This window comes from Pseudarthrobacter defluvii, assembly GCF_030816725.1.
GTDB lineage: Bacteria > Actinomycetota > Actinomycetes > Actinomycetales > Micrococcaceae > Arthrobacter > Arthrobacter defluvii_A.
This window is the reverse complement of record NZ_JAUSYG010000001.1, coordinates 1,289,373-1,312,026: the sequence shown is the minus strand read 5'-3', so window position 1 is coordinate 1,312,026 and position 22,654 is coordinate 1,289,373. Positions and strand designations below refer to the sequence as shown.

Genomic DNA, 22,654 nt, shown 5'->3' with positions numbered 1-22,654 from the left:
GGGGAGTTCAGTCAGCCGGCGAGCAGTTCTGCCACCCGGGGCGCCACCGCCGTGCCCATCAGTTCAATGGAGCGCATCATGGCCGCGTGCGGCAGCGGGCCGTTGCTGTATTTGAGGTCGAAGCGGTCAACACCGAGGTTCCGCTTCAGACGCACAATCTTCTGGGCAACCGTTTCCGGCGACCCCACGTAGAGGGCCCCCTCCATGGAGCACAGCGCGTCGAACTCGCCCCGCCCCGCCGGACCCCACCCGCGCTCGGCCCCGAGCCTGTTCCGCAGCGCAAGCCAGTGCGGGAACAGCTCCTCGCGGGCCTGCTCATCCGTGTCGGCCACGTGCCCCGGCGAGTGGGTGGCGACCTGCTGCATCGGGTGCCCGTACTTGCCCATCGCCTCACGGTAGAGGTCGGCCAGCGGCCGGAAGCCGCGCGGCTGGCCGCCGATGATGGCAAAGATGATCGGGTACCCGTACTGGGCGCAGCGGAGCACCGATTCAGGCGTTCCGCCCACCCCGATCCATGTGGGCAGCAGGTGGTGTTCCAGCGGCGGGTAGGCGCTCAGCCCGTGCAGGGCGGGCCGCGTGCGGCCCTCCCAGTGCACCGGCTTTTGCGCCCGCACCTTGTCGAACAGCTCGAGTTTCTCCTCGAACAGCACCTCATAATCCGCCAGGTCCAGGCCGAACAGCGGGAAGGACTCCACGAACGATCCGCGGCCCAGCATCACTTCAGCCCGGCCGTTGGAAAGAGCGTCCACGGTGGCGAAGCGCTGGAACACCCTGATCGGATCGTCCGAGCTCAGGACCGTCACGGCGGAACCCAGCCGGATGCGGGACGTCCGCGCCGCTGCGGCGGCCAGGAAGACTTCCGGCGCGGAGACGGCATAATCCTTGCGGTGGTGCTCCCCCACCCCAAAGGCATGGAGCCCGACGGCGTCCGCCAGTTCCGCCTGCTCCAGCAGCTGACGCAGTACCTGGGCGTGCGGTTGGGGGCTCCCGTCGGGATCCGCACCCACGTCACCGAAGGTGTTCAGGCCGAGGAGGATCCGGTCCTCCCCCACCGGTGCGGTGGGCGAGGCGGAAGGTTCGGTCACCGGGATTCCTGCAGCCAGCCGGCCAGCTCGGCCGCCCAGTAGGTGAGGACGGTGTGGGCGCCCGCGCGGCGGATGCCCAGCACGGATTCGGTGATGGCGGCCCGGCGGTCGATCCAGCCATTGGCGGCCGCGGCCTCGATCATCGCGTACTCGCCGGAGATCTGGTACGCCGACACGGGAACCGGGCTCATGGCGGCGACGTCTGCCACGATGTCCAGGTAGCTCATGGCGGGCTTGACCATGATGATGTCTGCGCCCTCGGCAAGGTCCAGTTCAACCTCGCGCAATGCTTCGGTCCGGTTGCCGGCATCCATCTGGTATGTCCGTCGGTCCCCCTTGAGCTGGGAGTCCACGGCTTCCCGGAACGGCCCGTAGAACGCCGAGGCGTACTTCGCGGCATAGGCGATGACCGAGGTGTTGACATGGCCGGCCTCATCAAGGGCTGACCGGATGGCGGCAATCTGGCCGTCCATCATGCCCGAGGGGCCAAGCATGTGCGCGCCTGCCTCTGCCTGTGCCACGGCCATCCGGGCGTAGATTTCCACGGTGCGGTCGTTGTCCACGTACCCGTCGGCGTCGAGCACTCCGCAGTGGCCGTGGTCGGTGAACTCATCCAGGCACACATCGCTCATGATGACCAGATCATCGCCCACCTCGGCGCGGACGTCCCGGATGGCCTTGTTCAGCACGCCATCAGGGTCAAGGGCTGCAGAGCCTTCGGGGTCGCGGGTTTCGGGGATGCCGAAAAGCATGATGCCGCCCAGGCCGAGTTCAACGGCTTCCGCCGCGGCCCGCTTCAGGGTGTCTGTGGTGTGCTGGACCACGCCCGGCATGGACGTGATGGGGTTGGGCTCGGTAAGGCCTTCCCTGATGAAGGCCGGGAGGATGAGTTCGGCAGGAGCAAGGCGGGTTTCGGCGGTCAGACGGCGCATGGCGGGGGTGGTGCGCAGGCGGCGGGGGCGTTGGGTGGGGAAAGTCATGGATCCTGTCCTTCGCGTTGGATTGTGAAGCTTTGGGGGAAGCGTGCGGGTCACTTATCAGGGCGGGTTGAGTGCCTTCGCCACGGCCGCTACAAGCCCGCCGGGGGTCGGCTCAGCTGCCACCGCCGCCACGTCCAGGCCCATGGCCAAGGCCTGGTCCGCCGTCGAACGTCCTATGGCCACCAGCCGGCAGCCTGCCAGCGGCCCCAGCCCGGCGATCCGCCGGACGGCGCTCGGAGAGGCGGCGATCACCGCGGCCAGGCGGCCTTCGGCGATCTCCGCTGCAGCGGTCTCCGGTGTGACGAGGGAGTACGACGGCGGCTGGGGGCCGGCGTCGCCGTCCTCCGGCTGCACGGCGAGCCTTCGCTCCGCTGCCGCCGGGTAGTCAACGGTGCGGTAGGCGGTCACCGCGTCCACGGCATCCCCCGCGGCTGCCAGGCCTTCGGCGAGGGTGGGTGCGGCGATGTCCGCCTGGGGCAGCAGGATCCTGCCGCCGCCGGGCCAGACAGCGAGGAGGCCGGCAGCCGACTGCTCGCCGTCCGGTGTGAGTGCGACGTCCAGTCCGCCTGCCTGCAGCAGGCGGCGTGTTGCGGGACCGATGGCGGCGACCCGCGTGCCGGCAGGAACCAGTTGGGCCAAGTCCAGGCCACGTTCGGCTGCCTTTTCCATCAGGACATGCACGGTGGTGGCGCTGCTGACAACAAGCCAGTCGAAGGCGCCCGCCGCCAGGGCGTCGCAGGCGACGTCCAGCGCGTGTTGGTCCGGAGCCCGTTCGAAGTCGATGAGCGGGAGCAGCACGGGAGTAGCACCGGCTTCCCGCAGGGCGGCCACCAAGGCTGCCGAGCGTTCCGGGCTGCGCGTAACCAGGACCCGGACCCCGCCGAGCGGCATGCCGCCGTGCGGCTTGTCGTGTCCGGGCCCGCTGGAAGACTGCGTCATTGCCAGGTCAGGAGGCCTGAAGGTCTGCGATCCCGGCAGCGCCGGCAGCCAGGAGGGCTTCAGCCAGTTCGATGCCCAGCAGGGTCGCCCCCACTTCGGTCAGCCCGTCCGTAGCGCGCTTGTCCCGGACCGTTTCCGTGCCGTCAACGGCGCACACCACGGCCTCCAGGTGCAGGATGCTGCCCTTCCGGTAGGCGTAGGCGCCGACGGGGGCCGCGCAGCCCGCTTCGAGCCGGGCCAGCAGGGCGCGTTCGGCTGTAACGGCGAGGCGGGTGTCGGGGTCGTCCAGCGCTGCCAGTGCCTGGGCCAGGACCTCCCGGGACCCTTCGGCTGATCCCGGCTTCGGCGGCGCGTCGGCGGTGCGGCACTCGATGGCCAGGGATCCCTGGCCTGCCGCGGGCAGCATCACGTCGGTTTCGAGGTACTCGGTGACGGCGTCCAGCCGGCCGATCCGCTCCAGGCCTGCCGCGGCGAGGACCACGGCATCCAAGTCGCAGGACTTGCCCGGCACCACCTGGTCGGTGGTGTTGCCCGGCAGCCCAGGAACGCGGCCCAGGCGGGTGTCCACATTGCCGCGGATATCGACAATGTCCAGGTCCGCACGGGCGGCGCGCAACTGGGCTGCACGCCGCGGCGAACCAGTGCCGACGCGGGCACCGGCCGGCAGGTCTGCCAGCTTAAGTCCATCGCGGGCGCACAGGACATCGCGGACATCCACGCGGCGCGGGGTGGCGGCAAGGCTCAACCCCAAGGCGGCTCCGGTGGGCAGGTCCTTGAGCGAATGAACCGCCACATCACACTCATTGCGCAGCAGCGCATCGCGCAGGGCAGCGACAAAGACACCCGTACCGCCCATCTGGGACAACGACCCCTTGAGGACGTCGCCGTCAGTGCGGATGTGCACCAGTTCCACCGGGAACCCTCCGACGGCAGCCAGCTGGTCTGCGGTCTGCTGGGTCTGCGTAAGCGCCAGCTTGCTGGCACGGGTTCCGATCCGGACTGTCACAGCTGGGCCGCTTCCCCGGGTGCGCCGGAGGGGTACGGGTCATGGCCGGTGCCCACGGTGGTGTCGGCCCCTGCGATGGTGGGCTTCTCGCCACGGAAGTTGGCACAGCAGCCCGGCCGGCACACGTCGTACCAAGGCCCTAGATCCGTGACAGCGGGGCGGTCGGCGATGTTGTTGGCAACGGTCCGCTCGCAGATGAGGTCCACCAGGCCGTTGACGAACTTGCGGTGCGTCCCGGGGGTGGGCACGCGCGTGGCGGCCAGGCCCAGGTTGGCGCACGTTTCCATGGCCTCGGTGTCCAGGTCCCAGACAACTTCCATGTGGTCGCTGACAAAGCCGAGCGGAACGATGACAATGCCCTTGACGCCCTGGCCTGACAACTCCTCGATGGCGTCGTTGATGTCCGGTTCCAACCACGGCACGTGCGGCGCCCCTGAACGGGACTGGTACACCAGGGACCATGGTGCGGTCAGGCCGGATTCGTCCTTGACCCGGTCGATGACGGCGGCGGCGTTGGCGAGGTGCTGGGCCACGTAGGCGGAGCCTTCCTCGAACTCGCGCGGCTCACCCTCGGACCGGCCGGCAGCCTCAGCGTCCCGCGTGGGGATGGAGTGGGTGGCGAACAGGATGTGGATGGGGGCGTCCGGCGTGCCGGCTTCGGCCAGCTTTGCGTGGACCTCCTCGAGGCCGGCGGCAGTTCCCTCCACAAACGGCTCCACGAAGCCCGGGTGGTCGAAGTACTGGCGGACCTTGTCCACCTCAAGCTTGCCGTCCAGGCCGGTTTCCGTCAGCGCCATGCCAATGTCCTCACGGTACTGGCGGCAGCTGGAGTAACAGGAGTAGGCACTCGTGGTGAGCATCAGCACCCGGCGGTGGCCGGCGTCGTACGCTTCCTGCAGGGTCTCCGGGATGTATGGCGCCCAGTTGCGGTTGCCCCACAGCACCGGCAGTTCGATGCCGCGGGAAGCCAGCTCGGCCTCCAGCGCCGCCTTGAGCTCGCGGTTCTGCTGGTTGATGGGGCTGACACCGCCGTTGGCGCGGTAGTGGTGCGAGACTTCCTCGAGCCGTTCATCCGGGATGCCGCGCCCCCGGGTGACGTTGCGGAGGAACGGAATGACGTCTTCCTGGCCTTCCGGGCCGCCGAAGGAGGCGAGCAGGACGGCGTCGTAATTCTTCGGCGTCATGCGTCCGGCCTCGGTCACCGGGTTGACGTCGGTTGCGGCCTGCTGTTCCGGGCTCATGCGAGCACCTCGGCGACCTCGTCCGCAGAAATACGGCGTCCGGTGTAGAACGGCACTTCCTCCCGCACATGGTTGCGCGCCTCCGTGGAGCGCAGGTGCCGCATCAGGTCCACCAGGTCCACCAGTTCCGGCGCTTCCAGGCCGAGGATCCATTCCCAGTCGCCCAGGGCGAAGGAGGAGACGGTGTTGGAGATGACCTGGGGGAAGTCCCGTCCCAGCAGGCCGTGGTCGCGGAGCATCTTGCCGCGCTCGGCATCCGGCAGGAGGTACCACTCGTAGGAGCGCACGAACGGGTAGACGCAGAGCCACTCGGCCGGAGCCACGCCGCGGGAGTAGGCGGGCGTGTGGTTTTTGGCGAACTCGGCCTCGCGGTGGACGCCCATGGCGGACCAGACGATCTCGGTGCCGGCAAAGAGGGTGCTGCGGCGGATGTCGCGGATGGCTTGCTGCAGCGCCTCCGGCTTGGAGCCGTGGAGCCACACCATGACGTCGGCATCGGCGCGCATGGCCGAGACGTCGTAGCTGCCCCGGTGGGTGACCCCTGCAGCGGCGAGCCGCTCCAGCAGCGCTTCGAAGTCCGCGGCGGCATTCGCGCTGCGGACCACTGACTCCGACCGCTTGAAGACCGTCCAAAGGGTAAAGAACTGCTCGGCTGATTCTTCGGTTTTAGTGACAGATTCGGCAGAAGTGTGGCTCATGGTTACAAGTTTGCCCCTTCCGTGCCCCCAAGGCGAAACCAAAGAGTTCTACAACTCGTAGAAGTGAGCAAAGTCACGTTTGTCACTGCCGCGGGCCGCTTCTCTGTCGCAGACTTAGAGGCGGCGCATGCGAAGGAACACCAGCACTGCAGCGGCACCCACCCCCACCAAACCGGCTCCCAGCCACACCAAGGCGTGGGACATTCCGGGCAACGGCCGCGTTGAGGAAACAGCCCGGCCGGCGCTTGCCGGAGCTGCGGCGGCCTGCGGCATGCGGGTGGGCTGGGAATGCCGGGCATTGATGGACAGTGCTGTCGGCAGGGCGGGAGCGGGCTTGGCTCCAGGGCTGGCCGAACCCGCCTGGCCGGCCCAAGCCACAGCGGATTCCAAACCGCCGGCGGTCGCTGCATCAGATGTTCCCGCCGTACCCGCGCCCGTTGACTGGCCTGCGGCAGCGTTTGTTCCGGTTACCGATCCACCGAACGGACGGGCCGCGGCCGAGGCGGGCGGGCCTGACGTCGTTGAGGAACCTGCCGCCGCGGACGTGCCGGATGCAGGAGCAGCGCCTGGCGTGGAAGCCGCGGTGGGCACGGCCGCCGTCGGCGATCCCGGCTGGGCGGGCACCTGGCGGGACGGTGCCTGCGAGGTCGGCATCTGTGAGGTGGGTGCCTGCGAGGTTGGTGCCTGCGAGGTTGGTGCCTGGGAGGTTGGTGCCTCCGGAGACGGTGTTCGGGAAGTTGGTGCCTGGGAAGACGCGTTGGCCGTCGGCGTCGTGGGCGCGGTGGTCTGCCCGCCTGTCACCAGGGGCGTCCCGGAAACGATCGGGAGCGGAAGGCCGGGAAGGGGAAGTTTCGCCGAAGCACCACCTGTGGCCCGCGCCGCAGCCGTGGGCGCAGCCGCCGGGGACGCCGTCACGGCTGGAAGGAAGGCGCCCGGCACTGCCGGGAGAGCCGGAGCCGGGGAGCGCACGCCGTTGGTGGGTGCTTTATCGCCCTTCTGCGAAACCTGCTGGACCCTCGCACCATCCCCGCGTTCGGCGGCACCCGCACCGGCAGTAGCCGCCGGGGAGGCCTGCACCGTGGAGGCCCCCGCCGCGGAAGATTGCGCCACGGGGTCCTGCAATGGGGGCGGCGCGTCGTCAGCCAAGGACGCCTGCACGCCGGTGGAAAGAACCAGTACCGCTCCAACGGCCGCTGCTGCGGCACCGCGTTGGAGTCCCCCTGGATACCGGTCCGGGACATGGAAAGCTCGGACCTGTTGTAAAGCATAGTCATCGACCCTAACCAGAACAGCTGGTCCATTGAAAACAGGAAAGGCCTGCACGGCGCGTCCCGGACAGGCTCCGAATGCCGCCCTGGCACTTGACCAGCAGCGATGCTCAGGCGGCGGTCAGTTGGCCGATTTGCTCACGTGTGTCGGCAACGACGGCTGCCAGTCCGTTCCCTGCCACCCAGCCGCCCACCACGGCCACATTGCCGGCGGCGGTGCAGGCCCGGCGGATCTCCGCTGCCCGTGCGCGGTGCCCCACGGCCGCGAACGGCAGCGCTCCCCGCCAACGGACCACATCCCACCCTTGGACGTCTTCCCCGGTGATGCGGACGCTGAGCAGCGCGGACGCGTCACGCACGGCGGCTGCGAACAGCTCATCATCGGTTTCCGGGCCGCTGCCCGGCTGCACCGAAACGCCATCCACCCGGCCGTAGGAGAGGCGCACCACATGGCGCCCCGGACCGGCGGCAGTGGCGAGCCAGTCCCATTTGCCGGTGGCATGCGTGAGCGCTTTGGCCTGTATTCCGTGCGTCTGCGGAGCCACCAGGATTCCCGTTCCGCGGGGCCGCCGGTCCAGATCCGGTTTGTCCAGGACCAGCGTGACCAGCTTGACGTCCGGCCCTAACGCTGGCCTCTTCCCCGCGATGGCAGGAACCGCGCCTTCCAGGAGTCCGACGGCGGCCGGCCCGTCCACCGCTACGACCAGCAGGGCGGCGGGGAAGGCTGTTCCGGCTGCCTCGACGCTCCATCCCCCCGGGACGCGGGACACCGACGTGGCGGCGGCGCCCGGCAGCAGCGTCACGCCAAGGCGTTGGAGTTCCGCCACCAGGGCATCCACCAGGGTGTGCATGCCGCCTTCGAGGCCCGCGACGGCGGAACCGGCCTTCGCAGGCTGGGCCGCCTGGGCGTTGACGGGGGTTGCGGGGCCGCGCCGCTGGGCCGACACTGCGGCAGCGAGCGAACCGTGTTTCCGCAGTCCGGCACGGAGGCCGGGAGCCACCATGTCGACGTCGAGCAGGCCGGGGTCGGCGGAGTGGACGCCGCCCACCACCGGTGAGACGAGGCGCTCCAACACCCGGGAACCCATCCGCGCCCGCACCAGGGCCGCGACGCTGGTAACACCCGCACCGGCCCCCACGGAGGCAGGCAGGAGGCGGTCCAACGAGGCACGCAGCGAGCCGAGTGTGCCCAGGGTGCGGCGCACCTCAGGATCCCAGGGGTTTGCCGGGATGCCCAGGACGCCGGTCTTGGGCAGTTCGCGGGCCCCGTCCGGAAGCTGCACCCACGCACCGCCGGGACGGGGAGGAACGATCATTCCACCCAGTCCCAGCTCGGCACAGAGCCGGGCAACGGCGTCGGACCTTGTGGCGAACGACTCGGCCCCGCTGTCGAGGGTAAGTCCTGCTACCGTATGGCTGCCCACACAGCCGCCCCACGCCGTCCCCGCCTCAAGGACGGTCACCTCGTGGCCGGCTGCGGCAAGCTCCCGGGCCGACAGGAGCCCGGAAATCCCGCCGCCCACCACCAGCGCCGTGCCAGGCTTCGCCGGAGAACTCCCCATGGGTTTACTCCGGCGCGATGGAGTGGATGAGCTCCACCACGCGGGTCAGGACGTCAGGGTCCGTTTCGGGCGGTACCCCGTGTCCGAGGTTCAGGACGTGGCCGGGAGCGGCTGAGCCGGCGGCGATAACGTCGCGGACGTGGGCTTCGAGGATCTCCCAGGGGGCTGCCAGCAGGGCGGGGTCGATGTTTCCCTGCAACGGAACAGTCCCGCCCAGGCGACGGTTGGCCTCATCGAGGGGCAGCCGGTAGTCGACGCCCACCACGTCCACACCCACGTCGCGCATGGCAACGAGAAGTTCAGAGGTGCCGGTGCCGAAGTGGATGAGCGGGGCGCCGAGGTGGCGGACATGGTCAAGGGCACGGGCCGACGCCGGCGCAACGTACTTGGTGTAGTCGGCCAGTCCCAGCGAGCCCGCCCAGGAGTCGAAGAGCTGGGCGGCGGAGGCACCGGCCTCCAGTTGGGCCTGGAGGAACATGCCGGAAGCGTCGGCGGCCCAGTTGGCCAGCGCGGCCCAGGTCTCCGGGTCCGCGTGCATCATGGTCCGGGGGCCCAGGTGGTCGCGGGACGGTTTTCCCTCCACCATGTAGGCGGCAAGGGTAAACGGCGCACCGGCGAAGCCGATCAGGGGTGTCTTGCCCAGTTCGGCCACCGTGAGCCGGACGGCTTCGCGGATTGGCTCGAGGGCTTCCCAGGTGAGCTGGGGCAGGGCGGCGACATCCGCTGCTGTGCGCACGGGCTTGTCCAGGACCGGCCCCACCCCCGGAACGATGTCCACTCCGACCCCGGCCAGCTTCAACGGGATCACGATGTCGGAGAAGAAGATGCCTGCGTCCACGTCGTGGCGGCGGACGGGCTGCAGCGTGATCTCGGAGGCCAGCTCAGGGCGGAGGCAGGAATCAAGCATGGCGATGCCCTCGCGCACCTTCAGGTACTCCGGCAGGGACCGGCCTGCCTGCCGCATGAACCAGACAGGACGGCGGGACGGCTTGCCCCCGCGGTAGGCCGTAATCAGAGGGGAGTCGGCTGTGCGGCCGTCCATCAGTGGATGGTCTGCGGCGAGGGCGCCGGCAGCGGAGACGGCGGGGCTAGGAGTCATGCTTTTGATTGTGCCGAAAAAGAACAGCAAAAGATAACGACAACCTGTCGCTGCCCGGCCCACTCCGGCGGTCACTCCGGCAAGGTGGCGCGGATCACCTTGGAGTGTGGCGACTATCCTTTCCGGTGGTTGTTCTACCGGGCAACGAAAAAGCTATGATTGGCCTGTTGTGGTTCTTTTCTCATTGGTGGCTACACACGCCGACATCGATCTTGAAACCGTTGCTCAGTTGAGCAACGGTTCCTCCGGGATTGCCGCATCCGCGCTCACCGAATCCCCTGCCGTGGCCGGGGCGGTGGTCCTTGCCACCTGCAACCGCTACGAGATCTACGGCGAGGCCCCCAACCCGAACGACGTCGAGGCAGCCCGGGCGGCACTCGTCTCCCGGATCAGCGAGGCCAGCGGCCTCGCCGAACCCCTTGTCTCACGTTCCTTCAGCACGCGCACCGGACCCGAGGTGACCCAGCACCTGTTCGCCGTCAGCGCGGGGCTGGACTCCGCCGTCGTGGGTGAACGCGAAATCGCCGGCCAGGTGCGCCGCGCCCTGATCACCGCCCAGCACGACGGCACTGCCAGCGCCGGCCTGGTCCGGCTGTTCCAGGCCGCCTCGAAGACCGCCAAGGACGTGGGCGCGCAGACCGCACTTGGTTCCCGCGGGCTTTCCATCGTCTCCGTGGCACTGGACCTGGCAACGGACCTTTCCGAAAGCCCTGACTGGTCAGCCAAGAAGGTTGTGCTCTTCGGGACCGGCGCCTACGCGGGCGCCACCATGGCACTGCTGCGCGAACGCGGCTGCACCGACATCTCCGTCTTCTCGTCGTCCGGCCGGGCCGAAGGGTTCGTTGCCTCCCGCGGCGGCGCGGCCCTGGACGTGGATTCGCTGCGGCCCGCGGTGGCCGCTGCCGACGTCATGATCGGCTGCAGCGGCTCGGATACCCGGGTTGAAGCCGATGAACTGGCCCAGGTCCGCGCCAACTCCCCGCAGCCCCTGATCGCCATTGACCTGGCCCTCACGCACGACTTTGATCCCGCCGTCGGCGAACTGGACGGGGTGGAACTGCTGACCCTCGAGTCCGTGCGCCTCGCAGCACCGCAGGAGCAGGCGGAATCGCTTGCCCAGGCGAGCAGCATCGTGAAGGACGCCGCCAAGGCTTTCCAGCAGGAACGCGAAGCCCGCTCCGTCGATTCAGCCATCGTTGCCCTTCGGCGCCACACCATGAACGTGCTGGACGCGGAAATGGAAAAGGTCCGGGCGCGCCATGGGTGCACGGCCGCCGCCGAAGAGGTCGAGTTCGCCCTCCGCCGCATGGTCAAGCAGCTGCTGCACGTCCCCACCGTCCGCGCCCGCGAACTCGCCGCGAACGGCCAGCAGGACGACTACGTGGCCGCGCTGGAGGCGCTGTACGGCATCACGGTGGAACAGCCCGGCGCCCAGCCCGGCACGGCACCCGCCGGCTCCCCCGCCTTGGCCGAGGCCGAATGCCCGGTGGACCACGAGGGCCGCGAAACCGCCTGAGGTAACTTGCTCTATCAGATATGGCTCCTAAACCACCGGTTTAGGAGCCATATCTGATAGAGCAACCGGTCAGTAGACGGGCTTTTGGGGTTCCACGTCCCGCACCCAGGCAAGGATCCCGCCGTCGAGATGGCTGACCCGCTGGTAGCCGGCCTCCCGCGCCGCTGCCAGCACGTTGGCAGACCTCGTCCCGGCCTTGCAGTGGAACACGATGTCCCGGTCCTGCGGGAGTTCATCCCACGCCTCCCCCGCGAGGATGCGTCCCTGCGGGATCAGCTTGGCACCCTCGATCCGGACGATGTCGTACTCCCCTGCTTCCCGGACATCCACCAGTTCGAAGTCCTTGAGCCCGGCCTTCCGCGAGGCCAGCATGGTGGCGAGCTGGGTGGCGGTGACGGTGTGTTCAGTGTCCGCCTGCGTCGCCGGAGCGATGCCGCAGAAGGCCTCATAGTCCGTCAGCTCGGTGATGGGCTCCGCAGCCGGGTCCTTGGACACACGGATCTCGCGCCAGCTGCCGCCCAGGGCGTCAAACAGTGCCACGCGGCCCAGCAGGGAACGTCCGACGCCGGTGATCAGCTTCACCGCCTCGGTCACCATCAGCGATCCCACGGCAGCGCAGAGCATGCCGAACACGCCGCCCTCACCACAGGACGGGACGGAACCTGCAGGCGGGGCCTCCGGGTAGAGGTCGCGGTAGGTGGGGCCATGCTTTTCCCAGAACACGCTGACCTGGCCATCAAAACGGAAGATGGAACCCCACACGTAGGGCTTGCCAAGGATGGCGGCGGCGTCGTTCACCAGGTATCTGGTGGCGAAGTTGTCCGCGCCGTCAAGGATGAGATCGTACCCGCTGAACAGTTCCAGGGCGTTGGACGAGTCCAGGCGGAGGTTATGCAGACGGACTTCCACCAGCGGGTTCAGTTCGGCGATGGCGTCCCGGGCTGATTCGATTTTGGGCCGTCCCACGTCGCTGACGCCGTGGATCACCTGGCGCTGCAGGTTGCTCAGGTCCACCACGTCGTCGTCAACGATTCCAATGGTGCCAACACCCGCAGCCGCAAGGTAGAGCAAGGCGGGAGCACCGAGCCCGCCGGCGCCGATGACCAGGACCTTGGCGTTCTTGAGCCGCCGCTGTCCCAGGGCGCCGATCTCCGGAATGATCAGGTGCCGGGAGTACCGTTCCACCTCGGCGGGGGTGAGCTCTGCGGCGGGTTCCACCAGCGGATCCAGGGAAAGGTTTGAAACATTTGCGGTGAAAGACGAAGCCATACTTCAATGTATGCCCCGGGATACCGCCGGGTCATATTACCGCGCAGTAAAGTGAAGGTAACTGCAATGGAAAGAAGGACAACTGTGGTCCCTGAAGCACGGGCTGACCGCCCGCCCGCCGCCGAACCGCAAACTGCCTCCCGCCCCGCAGGCCATCGGTCCGCCCGGCTGCCCAGGGATGAGCGCCGCGCACAACTCCTTGCTGCCGCTCAGGAGGTGTTCGTCGCCAACGGCTACCATGGAGCCGCGATGGATGAGATTGCGGAGACGGCCCATGTCAGCAAGCCGGTGCTGTACCAGCACTTCCCCTCCAAACGCGACTTGTACCTCGCCCTGCTGGAAAGCCACCTGGCCTCCCTGACCGAGCTCATGCTGGGTGCCCTGAACTCCACCACGGACAACGATGAACGCGTCCAGGCCGTCATGCGCGCCTACTTCCAGTTCATCGCCAACGATGACCAGGCCCACCGCCTGGTGTTCGAATCCGACCTGATCAACGACCCCGATGTCAGCTCCAGGCTGGAAACCTTCAACCGGACCTTCGCGGACGCCATCGCCAGGGTGATCGCCGAAGACACCAAACTTCCCCAGCTGGAAGCGCAGCTCCTGGGCCGGGGACTGGCCGGGTTGGCGCATGTCAGCGCCCGGTATTGGCTGGAAACCGACGGCAACCTGGACCTCGATGTAGCCAGTGATCTCATCTACCGTTTAGCTTGGCGCGGAATCTCTCGCTTCCCCAAAGAGTCCTAGACTACAAATAAGACAACACCTCGTAGAGAAGCACGAGAACTTCACAGGCTGGGAGGCCCCCTTGGAAATTAAGATCGGCGTTCAAAACGTTGGCCGCGAAATCGTGCTGGAATCGGCCCAGGATGCAGAGACGGTGGCCAAGGTTGTCGGCGAAGCCATTAACGCAGGCAGCGAGCTGCGCCTGAAGGATGACAAGGGACGCTTGATCATTGTTCCGGGTAACGCCTTGGCGTACGTCGAAATCGGTGCCGAAGAGGTCCGCCGCGTAGGCTTCGGCCAGTTCTAGACCCCGGCCAGGAGGGAGATCCGTGCTTTCGCTGACCATCGTGGTGCTGGCCACCGTGGCCGCCGGCTTCATCGTCTGGGCCAATGACAAGCGCCATGCCAAGTATGGTGCGGCAGTGCCGGCGGGCATTGCCGTCGGTGTTGCGGCGCTGGCATGGATCATCCTGATGGCCGCCGGCTTCGGCTACCTGCCTGGCCTGACCTGGCTCCCGTGGGTCCTGCCCACGGTCCTGGGCATTGCTGCCGCCGTCGGCGCTGTCGTCTACCTGGGCCGCACGCGTGCCCGCCACGACATGGAGCGGATGACTGCCATCCTGCGCCGCTGAACTGTCCTTAAACAGGTGTGGCCACCACCCGCCCGGGTGGTGGCCACACCTGTTTAAGACCGGATCAGAGGAACTCGGCCCTGCCCTCCATCGCGGACGACGCGAGGGCATGCTCCCGGCGCGGGATGCGCCCCGCTGCCCGGGCCATCCGGCCAGCGATGACCGCATGCTTGAACGCCTCGCCCATGAGGGCAGGGTTCTGCGCGCGCGTCACGGCCGTAGCCAGCAGGACGGCGTCGCAGCCCAGCTCCATGGCCAAAGCTGCATCGGATGCCGTACCGATGCCTGCATCCAGGACCACGGGAACAGACGCGCGCGACACGATGAGCTCGATGTTGTGCGGGTTCAGGATCCCCAGGCCCGTGCCGATCGGGGCGCCCAGCGGCATCACGGCGGTGGCGCCGAGGTTTTCGAGCCGCAGCGCAAGCACGGGGTCATCGTTGGTGTAGGCAAAGACCTTGAAGCCGCGGTTGACCAGCTGCTCCGTGGCTTCCACGAGTTCCACGGCGTCGGGCAGGAGCGTCTGTTCGTCCGCGATAACCTCCAGTTTCACCCAGTCGGTCTCCAGGGCTTCCCGGGCCAGTTCCGCCGTGAGGACCGCGTCCCTGGCGGTGAAGCAACCGGCGGTGTTGGGCAGCACACGGATCCCGTGGTCCACCAGCAGTTGGAACAGAGAGCCGGTTTCCGCGGTGGAGTAGCGGCGCATGGCGACGGTGGTCAGGGCGGTGCCGGAGGCCAGGAGCGCTGCGCCCAGGCCGTCCAGGCTCGGTGCTCCGCCGGTGCCCATGATGAGCCGGGATCCGAGGGCTACGCCGTCAATCACCAGGTTGTCGTTTGCACCGGTGTCTCCGGCGGGGTTGATGGTGCTGGTTTCGGTCATGGCGTCAGCCTCCCTGTACTGCTGTGACGAGTTCGATGTCGTCGCCGTCGGCGAGCGCCGTGGCGAACCATTGGCTCCGCGGGACCACCTGCGCGTTGTGCGCGACGGCGACGCCCAGTTTCCCGCCGTCCATCGCCTGCCCGTTGGCAGCCAGCGGGCGTCCGGTGACCTGGCTGACGAGCGTGGTGATGGAGGCGCCGTCGGCCACCGTGTGCGGGTTTCCGTTGAGGGTGATGTTCACGCTGTCTCCTTGATGTGGGTGCGTTGGGCGGCGCCCGCCGGCCTGGAGAACCGGTCCGGGCGGAAGGGCGCCCACCGGGGATCGGCTTTTCCGTCCAGCAGTTCTGCACAGATGGCTGCTGCGGCGGGGGTGAGCAGGACGCCGTGCCGGAAGAAGCCGGTAGCGATGATGAGTCCCGGCACGTGGGCGGGTCCTGTTGTATCGGACGCTGTGCTTCCTGCACCAGGGACCGCCGGCACACGTCCCAGCAGTGGAGCGTTGTCCGGGGTTCCGGGGCGGGCCCGGGCTGTGGATTCCAGAAGTTCGAGTTCGGCGACGGCGGGCACCAGTGCCTGCGCATCGCGCAGCAGCTGGTAGACGCCGCCGGCGCTCACGGCGTCGGACAGGGCGTCCTCCCGCTGGGTGGCTCCGATCACCACGGTCCCGTCCGCCCGCGGGACGATGTACACCGGAACCCCGTGCACCAGGCCCCGCACGGTTGCGGTCACCAGGGGTTGGAGATGGCGGGGAACCGCAAGGCGGAGGATGTCCCCGTGCACCGGCCGCAGCGGCAGCTCAAGGCCGTCGGGCAGTCCGCCCAATGTTCCCGCCTGCAGGCCGTTGGCAACCACGGTTTCCGCTGCCAGGACCGTCCCGCCGCCTACCAGGCGGACGCCCGCGACCGATCCGTCCTCCCACACCAGGCAGGCTGCCCGGTCCGGCACGGCGTACCCGTCCACCGCCCCGTCCACGCCCAGGTCAGGCTTCTCCCGGGCAGCACCTGCGAGGGCAAGCCGCACCGCTGCCACCAGCCGGCGGGGATCCACCTGGTGGTCACCGGGGATGTCGAGGGCGCAGGCGATGGCGGGGCTGAGGAGTGGTTCGCGCTGGCGGGCCTCCCGCACTGTCAGGGGTTCCACTGCCAGCCCGTTGGCCTGCTGCACTGTCCGCAGGTCCATCAGTGCGCGGCGGTCGGCGGCGTCGGCACCCACGGCGAGAGTCGGCGTCGTAAGATACCCACAATCCGAGCCGGACGCCTCAGCGACGCCGGCGGCAAACCCGGGCCAGCGGGAGGACGCCTCCAGCATGAGCTCCAGGAGGTCCTCCTCCTGGTAATGCAGTTCGCTGACGGGGGCCAGCATCCCGGCGGCGGCCCAACTGGCTCCGGTTCCGGGCGCATCATCAATGAGGACGACGGACCGTCCGGAACGCTGCACCTCCCACGCGATGCCGTGCCCCACCACTCCCCCGCCGATAACGGCGACGTCCGCCCGGAGGGTGGCAGGGCCGGCGGCGTCCGCGGACACGGGATGGGTGGTGCCGGGAGTACGCATATGGGGGTTCCTTCCCTACGCCGGCATTAACCGGATCAGGTCAAGCGGTCGGCTCTGACGCCCTCTCAGCCCGGCGCTTTGTGACAGCTGCCGCGGGCTCCCGCAGTACCAGCCCAGTTTAGAGGAACTAGGCTTGCAGGCATGAATGCGACCACCCCATCCTTCGCCGCAGGTTCCCATGCACCGGCCAACGCCGTTGCCAGTGCCGAGGTTGTCAACGCCCGCGACAGCGAGGCCCTCAAGGCGGCCCGGCTGTACCTCTGCACTGATGCACGGCGTGACCGCGGCGACTTTGCGGAGTTCGTGGACGCGGCCTTTGCCGGGGGCGTGGACATCATCCAGCTCCGCGACAAGACCATCGAGGCAGCCGAGGAACTGGACTTTTTGGCGGTCCTGAAGGAGACGGCGGTACGGCACGGCAGGCTCTGGGCCGTTAATGACCGTGCAGACATCGCCGTTCTCTCCGGCGCCCCGGTGTTCCACATTGGCCAGAAAGACCTTCCCCTGGCTGCAGCACGCGCGCTGGTGAATGGCAACGCCGCCATCGGACTCTCCAGCCACACACCCGAACAGGTGGACGCCGCCCTGCTGGCAGCTGCCGGCCCCTCCGGGCTGGACTACTTCTGCGTGGGTCCGGTCTGGGCCACGCCCACCAAACCCGGCAGGACCGCCGTCGGCCCTGAACTGGTGAAGTACGCCGCCGAGGCGTCCCGGCATGCGGCGGAACCGGTCCCCTGGTTTGCCATTGGCGGCATCGACCACGGCAACATCCACCAGGTAGCGGAGGCGGGTGCTCGCAGGATCGTGGTTGTCCGTGCCATCACCGAAGCCTCCGATCCTGCGGCAGCTGCTGCCTCCCTCCTCGACGCGCTGGCGGCCGCCGGCGCCTGAGCCTGCTTAATCCCGGAACTTGGGGCTACGCTGAATTTTGTGTCACATCATCGGCTGGCTCCCAACGTCCACGACCACAAGAACGCCCTGGAAGAGGCGCTGGGACTGCTGCGGACGGAACTGGAACTTCCCGGCCCGTATCCTGCCGAAGCCGTGGAAGATGCCCTGGCCGCCGTGGCGGCGCTGGAGCTGCCGTCCTACGACCTGACCGCCGTCGAGTTTGTGACCATCGACCCGGCGTCCTCCACGGACCTGGACCAGGCAGTCTTCATCGAACTGGATGGGGACGGCTACCGTGTGATGTACGCGATTGCCGACGTCCCCGCGTTCGTCGTCCCCGGCGGCCCGCTGGACGCGGAGACGCGCCGCCGCGGCCAAACGTTCTACGCCCCTGACGGCCGGATTCCGCTGCATCCGGAGGTGATCAGCGAAGGGGCAGGAAGCCTGCTGCCGGGCCAGGAATGCTCAGCCTTCGTATGGGAGTTCACGCTCGACGGCGACGCGTCGGTGCTGACAGTCGGCGTCCGGCGGGCACGGGTCCGCAGCCGAGACAAGCTCAGCTACAAAGGCGCCCAGGCAGACCTCGACGCCGGGACTGCTTCCGGCGTGCTGGAACTGCTCCGCGAGGTGGGCCTGAAGCGGGTGGCGCTGGAACGGGCACGCCAAGGTGCCAGCCTCAACATGCCCGAGCAGGAGATTGTCCAACTGCCCGACGGCGGCTACCGGATTGACGCCGTTCCGCAGCTTCCCGTGGAGGACTGGAACGCGCAGATTTCGTTGATGACCGGGATGGCGGCAGCGGCGCTCATGCTGGAGGGCAAGGTGGGCATCCTGCGCACCATGCCGGCGCCGGATGAACGTTCCCTGAGGCATTTCCGGCTACAGACCGAGGTGCTGGGCAGGCCGTGGGACGGCGAAGTCAGCTACGGCGAATACCTGCGCTCCCTTGATCCCACCGACCCGAGGCAGCTGGCCATCATGCATTCGGCAGGCATGCTGTTCCGTGGAGCCTCCTACACCGCCTTTGACGGAACCGTCCCCGAGGATGGGATCCAGTCCGCCATCGGCGCGGCATATGCCCACACCACCGCGCCGCTGCGCCGCTTGGTGGACCGCTTCGTCCTGGTCATCTGCGAGGCCCTGAGTAATGGCGGCGATGTCCCCGGCTGGGCCCGCGAAGCCCTTCCGCTGCTGCCGGGCATCATGGCCGGGTCCGACCAGCTCGCGTCCCGGATGGAACGCCTGGCACTGGACACCGTGGAGGCAGCGCTACTGCTGAACCACATCGGACAGGAGTTCGACGCGATCGTAATTTCAGGGTCCAAGCCGCAGAACGGGAACGGCAACGGAAACGGCAATGGCAGGAACGGCAACGGTAGTTCCGGGATCATCCAGATCGCCGAACCTGCCGTGACCGCACGCTGCGCAGGCGAACTGGAGTCCGGCACCAAGGTCCGGGTCCGCCTGGTTGCCTCGGACATCACCACCCGTCGGATCCACTTCGAACTCGTTTCCTGAGGGACCTGCGGACGCCGCGGGTGGGCCGAAACCGTGTTTCCACCCCCGTGCGGCTAGACTGGAGGGGTAGAACTGGATGCCCGGTCGTTGATTTCCTCCATTTGAAACCAACAAGCCCGCCCCTACGCGATCTTGAGATTTACCCGCTGGTCCCCAGTGCCAGCATTTAGATAGCCCGCGATCGGCTTCCACTGGAATTGCTTGCGCGCTTGAGCGTGCTCCGGAGCGGCCAGCACTGGCCGGCCCGTTGAGCAGGCAGCGCCAATGCCTAATGAATAAGGAAACTCCCCTGTGAGTGAATTGCATACCCACCAGCTTCTGAGCGACGAGTCCGGCACAGAGACCCTCGAACCGGAAGAGACCATCATCTCGGACGAGACGCCGCACGAGATCGCCGAGAAGTCCTTCGCCGACTACAACGTCCGCGCAGACATCGTGGAATCCCTGGCCGACGCCGGGATCACCCACCCCTTCCCCATCCAGGCCATGACCCTGCCGGTCGCCCTGGGCGGCCACGACATCATCGGCCAGGCCAAGACCGGCACCGGCAAGACACTCGGCTTCGGTATTCCCGCGCTGCAGCGCGTCATCGGCCAGGACGACCCCGGCTACGCCAAGCTGGCCGTGCCGGGAGCCCCGCAGGCCCTGGTGATCGTTCCCACCCGCGAACTTGCCGTTCAGGTGGCCAGTGACCTGCAGACCGCGTCCCGCAAACGCAACGCCAGGATCACCACCATCTACGGTGGCCGCGCCTACGAGCCCCAGGTAGACGCGCTCAAGCAGGGTGTCGAGGTAGTGGTGGGCACCCCCGGGCGCCTGATCGACCTGTACAAGCAGAAGCACCTGAGCCTGAAGAACGTGAAGCTCGTGGTCCTCGACGAGGCCGACGAAATGCTGGACCTCGGCTTCCTGCCGGACGTTGAGACCCTCATCGCCGGCACCCCTGCAGTCCGCCAGACGCTCCTGTTCTCGGCCACCATGCCCGGCCCGGTCATTGCCATGGCGCGCCGCTACATGACCCAGCCCACCCATATCCGCGCAGCGGATCCCGAGGACGAGGGCCTGACCAAGCGGGACATCCGCCAGCTCATTTACCGGGCACACAGCATGGACAAGACCGAGGTGGTGGCCCGCATCCTGCAGGCCCGCGGCCGCGGACGGACCATCATCTTCACCAAGACCAAGCGCACCGCCGCCAAAGTGGCCGAAGAACTGGTGGACCGCGGGTTCGCTGCCGCCGCCATCCACGGCGACCTGGGCCAGGGCGCCCGCGAACAGGCGCTGCGCGCGTTCCGAAACAACAAGGTGGACGTCCTGGTGGCCACCGACGTGGCTGCCCGCGGCATCGACGTTGATGACGTGACCCACGTGATCAACTACCAGTGCGTGGAAGACGAGAAGATCTACCTGCACCGGGTGGGCCGTACCGGCCGCGCCGGCAACAAGGGCACCGCCGTCACGTTCGTTGACTGGGACGACATGCCGCGCTGGGCGCTGATCAACAAGGCGCTGGGCCTGAGCGTCCCCGAGCCCGTGGAAACCTACTCGTCCTCGTCGCACTTGTACACAGATCTTGACATCCCCGAGGGCACCAAGGGCCGCCTTCCCCGCGACAAGCGGACCCTTGCCGGCGTCGATGCCGAGGTACTTGAGGACCTGGGCGAAACCGGCAAGAAGAACAGCCGCGGCGGCCGTGACTCAGACCGGTCACGCGACCGTGACGGACGGGGCCGCGGAAAGGCCGACGGCGGTAAGGGCGGCAGCCGCGACGGTGCCCGCAGCAGTGGCTCCGCTGGCCGCTCAGGTGAGCGCCGTCGTCGTACGCCGGACTCTGCAGCAGCTCCTGTCGCCGACACTGCCGTCCCTGCAACCGACGGCGAGAAGCCCTCGCGCGCCCGCCGGACCCGCACGCGTACCCGCCGCCGCAACGGCGAAGTGGTTGCCGGCGCGGACAACGGCACCCAGCCCGGCAACGCCGAGGCCTAACTGCCCTGATGACTGACACTGTTTGGGCGCCGGACGGCGGCAGCCTGGTGGTGCACGCGGATAATGCGGAGTACCTCCCTACGCTGCCGGACGGCGCCTTCACACTCATTTACGTGGATCCGCCCTTCAACACGGGCAGGCCGCAGCAGCGCCAGGAAACCCGGATGGTGGTGAACGCCGGCGGCAGCGGGGACCGGGTGGGTTTCAAGGGCCGCTCGTACGACACCATCAAGGGCGCCCTGCACCGCTACGATGACGCCTTCAGCGACTACTGGTCGTTCCTGGAACCCCGGCTCGTGGAGGCCTGGCGCCTGCTGGCCGACGACGGGACCCTGTACCTGCACCTGGACTACCGTGAGGTGCACTACGCCAAGGTAATGCTGGACGCCATCTTTGGCCGGGAATGCTTCCTGAACGAGATCATCTGGGCCTACGACTATGGTGCACGGGCGAAAAACCGGTGGCCCACCAAGCACGACAACATCCTGGTGTACGTGAAGAACCCGGCCAAGTACCACTTCAACAGCGCCGAGGTGGACCGTGAGCCGTACATGGCCCCCGGACTGGTGACCCCCGCCAAGCGGGAGCTGGGCAAGCTGCCCACCGACGTCTGGTGGCACACCATCGTCTCGCCCACCGGCAAGGAAAAGACCGGCTACCCCACGCAGAAACCGGAAGGCCTGGTGCGCAGGATTGTCGCCGCATCGTCCCGGCCCGGTGACTGGTGCCTGGACTTCTTCGCCGGCTCCGGCACCCTGGGGGCAGTGGCCGCCAAGCTTGGCCGGAAGTTCGTGTGCGTGGACCAGAACCAGCCGGCCATCGACATTATGGCCAAGCGGCTGGGTGCGCACGCCACCGTGGCTTCGTTCCAGCCCAACTAGGGACGGACGATGGCGGCTCCCGTGCCGAGTTCCTCGATCCTCGCCAGCATGTCCGGTGCCGTGACGTTTTCGCCGAGCAGGTTGGGCTTGCCGGTGCCGTGATAATCCGAGGACCCGGTGATCAGCAGGTCATGCCTTGCCGCCAGCTTCCGCAGGAAGTCGCGGCCCTCCTCCGGATTGTCCCGGTGGTCGATCTCCAGGCCCGCCAGGCCGGCGTCGATCATTTCCCGGTAGGTCCGCTCCCCCACGATCCTTCCCCTGGACGACGCCACGGGATGGGCAAACACCGGCACCCCGCCGGCGGCACGGACAAGTTCGACGGCGGTAGCGGGGTCCGGTGCGTAGTGCGGAATGAAGTACCGCGAGCGGGAGGTGAGAATGGAGGCGAAAGCCTCCGAGCGGTCCTCCACCACACCAGCGGCGACGAGGGCGTCCGCGATGTGCGGCCGGCCCAGGGTGGCGCCGGGCGCGACGTGATGGATCACGTCGTCCCACGTGAGCGGGTAGTCCTCCGCCAGGATGGTCACCATCCGCTCGGCCCGGGTCAGGCGGGAATCCTTGGCCTTGGTAATTTCCTCGAGGAGGCCGGGGTGGGCGGGATCATGCAGGTAGCTCAGGAGGTGGACGCTGATGCCCTCCGCCGTCCGGCAGGAGACCTCCATGCCGGGCACCAGGGCCACCCCGTACGTGGCTGCAGCCGCGGTGGCTTCCGCCCAGCCTGCAGTTGAATCATGGTCGGTCAGGGCCACCACGTCCAGTCCCGCGCGGGCAGCAGAGGCCATGACGTCGGCAGGCGTCTCGGTGCCGTCGGAGACGTTGGAGTGGGCATGCAGGTCAATCCTCACTTATCCAGCGTAGTGGACCGGGGACAGGAGACCGGGGAGGCCTGTTCGCTTAGCCGGGATGCTGGTGAGACGATG

At 68.0% G+C, this 22,654-nt stretch carries 21 protein-coding genes, 1 pseudogene and 1 riboswitch; of the genes and pseudogenes, 8 read left to right on the top strand and 14 right to left on the bottom strand.

Annotation, left to right across the window (positions count from 1 at the left end):
- Positions 1 to 11: 11 nt before the first annotated feature.
- The 9 genes and pseudogenes from QF031_RS06185 to hemE form a co-directional block, all read right to left on the bottom strand.
- A complete protein-coding gene (locus tag QF031_RS06185; RefSeq protein WP_307425478.1) occupies positions 12 to 1,085 on the bottom strand; it encodes an LLM class flavin-dependent oxidoreductase in 1,074 nt (357 codons plus the stop codon).
- Positions 1,082 to 2,065: a porphobilinogen synthase gene (gene hemB, locus QF031_RS06180; protein ID WP_307425475.1), complete on the bottom strand. Its 984-nt coding sequence runs from the start codon at positions 2,063 to 2,065 to the stop codon at positions 1,082 to 1,084. The genes QF031_RS06185 and hemB overlap by 4 nt, the downstream gene beginning before the upstream one ends.
- A gap of 57 nt (positions 2,066 to 2,122) precedes the next feature.
- Positions 2,123 to 3,004, bottom strand: a complete 882-nt coding sequence (locus QF031_RS06175; protein WP_307425472.1) for a uroporphyrinogen-III synthase — start codon at positions 3,002 to 3,004, stop codon at positions 2,123 to 2,125.
- Positions 3,005 to 3,011: 7 nt separating this feature from the next.
- Positions 3,012 to 4,010 carry a hydroxymethylbilane synthase gene (hemC, locus tag QF031_RS06170; protein WP_307425469.1) on the bottom strand — a complete coding sequence of 333 codons (999 nt, stop codon included), beginning with the start codon at positions 4,008 to 4,010 and terminating at the stop codon, positions 3,012 to 3,014.
- A complete protein-coding gene (locus QF031_RS06165) occupies positions 4,007 to 5,251 on the bottom strand; it encodes a ferrochelatase (protein WP_307425466.1) in 1,245 nt (414 codons plus the stop codon). Before QF031_RS06165 ends, hemC begins: the two co-directional genes overlap by 4 nt.
- Positions 5,248 to 5,949 (bottom strand): hydrogen peroxide-dependent heme synthase, encoded by a 702-nt coding sequence (gene hemQ / locus QF031_RS06160; protein ID WP_307425462.1) that lies wholly within the window; start codon positions 5,947 to 5,949, stop codon positions 5,248 to 5,250. The genes QF031_RS06165 and hemQ overlap by 4 nt, the downstream gene beginning before the upstream one ends.
- Before the next feature lie 409 nt (positions 5,950 to 6,358).
- Positions 6,359 to 6,628 (bottom strand): annotated as a pseudogene (locus QF031_RS21440) (hypothetical protein); the annotation flags it as partial.
- A gap of 699 nt (positions 6,629 to 7,327) precedes the next feature.
- Positions 7,328 to 8,779, bottom strand: coding sequence for a protoporphyrinogen oxidase (gene hemG, locus QF031_RS06150; protein ID WP_307425456.1), 1,452 nt, complete (start codon positions 8,777 to 8,779; stop codon positions 7,328 to 7,330).
- A gap of 4 nt (positions 8,780 to 8,783) precedes the next feature.
- Positions 8,784 to 9,878: a uroporphyrinogen decarboxylase gene (hemE, locus tag QF031_RS06145; protein WP_307425453.1), complete on the bottom strand. Its 1,095-nt coding sequence runs from the start codon at positions 9,876 to 9,878 to the stop codon at positions 8,784 to 8,786.
- A 169-nt stretch (positions 9,879 to 10,047) separates the two neighbouring features.
- Here hemE and QF031_RS06140 point away from each other — a divergent pair, with 169 nt between their 5' ends.
- Positions 10,048 to 11,394 (top strand): glutamyl-tRNA reductase, encoded by a 1,347-nt coding sequence (locus tag QF031_RS06140; protein ID WP_307425450.1) that lies wholly within the window; start codon positions 10,048 to 10,050, stop codon positions 11,392 to 11,394.
- 69 nt (positions 11,395 to 11,463) lie between these two features.
- On the opposite strand, the gene moeB is transcribed toward QF031_RS06140, so the two are convergent.
- Complete coding sequence (moeB, locus tag QF031_RS06135) at positions 11,464 to 12,663, bottom strand: molybdopterin-synthase adenylyltransferase MoeB (RefSeq protein ID WP_307425446.1); 1,200 nt, start codon at positions 12,661 to 12,663, stop codon at positions 11,464 to 11,466.
- 84 nt (positions 12,664 to 12,747) lie between these two features.
- On the opposite strand from moeB, the gene QF031_RS06130 reads away from it, so the two are divergent.
- From QF031_RS06130 to QF031_RS06120, 3 genes are all read left to right on the top strand, one after another.
- Positions 12,748 to 13,413, top strand: coding sequence for a TetR/AcrR family transcriptional regulator (locus tag QF031_RS06130; RefSeq protein ID WP_307425443.1), 666 nt, complete (start codon positions 12,748 to 12,750; stop codon positions 13,411 to 13,413).
- A 61-nt stretch (positions 13,414 to 13,474) separates the two neighbouring features.
- Positions 13,475 to 13,699, top strand: coding sequence for a DUF3107 domain-containing protein (locus tag QF031_RS06125; protein WP_307425440.1), 225 nt, complete (start codon positions 13,475 to 13,477; stop codon positions 13,697 to 13,699).
- 22 nt (positions 13,700 to 13,721) lie between these two features.
- A complete protein-coding gene (locus QF031_RS06120) occupies positions 13,722 to 14,024 on the top strand; it encodes a hypothetical protein (RefSeq protein ID WP_307425437.1) in 303 nt (100 codons plus the stop codon).
- Between the two features lie 64 nt (positions 14,025 to 14,088).
- Here QF031_RS06120 and QF031_RS06115 read toward each other — a convergent pair whose 3' ends face one another.
- The 3 genes from QF031_RS06115 to thiO form a co-directional block, all read right to left on the bottom strand.
- Complete coding sequence (locus QF031_RS06115) at positions 14,089 to 14,904, bottom strand: thiazole synthase (RefSeq protein WP_307425435.1); 816 nt, start codon at positions 14,902 to 14,904, stop codon at positions 14,089 to 14,091.
- A 4-nt stretch (positions 14,905 to 14,908) separates the two neighbouring features.
- Complete coding sequence (thiS, locus tag QF031_RS06110; protein WP_307425432.1) at positions 14,909 to 15,145, bottom strand: sulfur carrier protein ThiS; 237 nt, start codon at positions 15,143 to 15,145, stop codon at positions 14,909 to 14,911.
- Positions 15,142 to 16,458 (bottom strand): glycine oxidase ThiO, encoded by a 1,317-nt coding sequence (gene thiO, locus QF031_RS06105; RefSeq protein WP_307425430.1) that lies wholly within the window; start codon positions 16,456 to 16,458, stop codon positions 15,142 to 15,144. The genes thiS and thiO overlap by 4 nt, the downstream gene beginning before the upstream one ends.
- Positions 16,454 to 16,572, bottom strand: a riboswitch (TPP riboswitch). It overlaps the preceding gene by 5 nt.
- 27 nt (positions 16,573 to 16,599) lie before the next feature.
- On the opposite strand from thiO, the gene thiE reads away from it, so the two are divergent.
- The 4 genes from thiE (at position 16,600) to QF031_RS06085 (ending at position 21,734) form a co-directional block, all read left to right on the top strand.
- On the top strand, positions 16,600 to 17,349 hold the full coding sequence (thiE, locus tag QF031_RS06100) for a thiamine phosphate synthase (protein ID WP_307425427.1): 750 nt from the start codon (positions 16,600 to 16,602) through the stop codon (positions 17,347 to 17,349).
- A 39-nt stretch (positions 17,350 to 17,388) separates the two neighbouring features.
- Positions 17,389 to 18,867, top strand: a complete 1,479-nt coding sequence (locus tag QF031_RS06095) for an RNB domain-containing ribonuclease (RefSeq protein WP_307425424.1) — start codon at positions 17,389 to 17,391, stop codon at positions 18,865 to 18,867.
- A 291-nt stretch (positions 18,868 to 19,158) separates the two neighbouring features.
- Positions 19,159 to 20,853: a DEAD/DEAH box helicase gene (locus QF031_RS06090; protein WP_307425421.1), complete on the top strand. Its 1,695-nt coding sequence runs from the start codon at positions 19,159 to 19,161 to the stop codon at positions 20,851 to 20,853.
- A gap of 8 nt (positions 20,854 to 20,861) precedes the next feature.
- Positions 20,862 to 21,734, top strand: a complete 873-nt coding sequence (locus QF031_RS06085; protein WP_307425418.1) for a DNA-methyltransferase — start codon at positions 20,862 to 20,864, stop codon at positions 21,732 to 21,734.
- On the opposite strand, the gene QF031_RS06080 is transcribed toward QF031_RS06085, so the two are convergent.
- Positions 21,731 to 22,579 (bottom strand): PHP domain-containing protein, encoded by an 849-nt coding sequence (locus tag QF031_RS06080; RefSeq protein ID WP_307425415.1) that lies wholly within the window; start codon positions 22,577 to 22,579, stop codon positions 21,731 to 21,733. The genes QF031_RS06085 and QF031_RS06080 overlap by 4 nt on opposite strands.
- Positions 22,580 to 22,654 lie beyond the last annotated feature (75 nt).

Bases quoted from the DNA above. Each gene is read 5' to 3' on its own strand.
- thiO (WP_307425430.1), bottom strand. From the start codon at position 16,458: ATGCGTACTCCCGGCACCACCCATCCCGTGTCCGCGGACGCCGCCGGC.
- hemE (WP_307425453.1), bottom strand. From the start codon at position 9,878: ATGACTCCTAGCCCCGCCGTCTCCGCTGCCGGCGCCCTCGCCGCAGAC.
- QF031_RS06175 (WP_307425472.1), bottom strand. From the start codon at position 3,004: ATGACGCAGTCTTCCAGCGGGCCCGGACACGACAAGCCGCACGGCGGC.
- QF031_RS06165 (WP_307425466.1), bottom strand. From the start codon at position 5,251: ATGAGCCCGGAACAGCAGGCCGCAACCGACGTCAACCCGGTGACCGAG.
- QF031_RS06085 (WP_307425418.1), top strand. From the start codon at position 20,862: ATGACTGACACTGTTTGGGCGCCGGACGGCGGCAGCCTGGTGGTGCAC.
- hemG (WP_307425456.1), bottom strand. From the start codon at position 8,779: ATGGGGAGTTCTCCGGCGAAGCCTGGCACGGCGCTGGTGGTGGGCGGC.
- QF031_RS06115 (WP_307425435.1), bottom strand. From the start codon at position 14,904: ATGACCGAAACCAGCACCATCAACCCCGCCGGAGACACCGGTGCAAAC.
- moeB (WP_307425446.1), bottom strand. From the start codon at position 12,663: ATGGCTTCGTCTTTCACCGCAAATGTTTCAAACCTTTCCCTGGATCCG.
- hemQ (WP_307425462.1), bottom strand. From the start codon at position 5,949: ATGAGCCACACTTCTGCCGAATCTGTCACTAAAACCGAAGAATCAGCC.
- thiE (WP_307425427.1), top strand. From the start codon at position 16,600: ATGAATGCGACCACCCCATCCTTCGCCGCAGGTTCCCATGCACCGGCC.
- hemB (WP_307425475.1), bottom strand. From the start codon at position 2,065: ATGACTTTCCCCACCCAACGCCCCCGCCGCCTGCGCACCACCCCCGCC.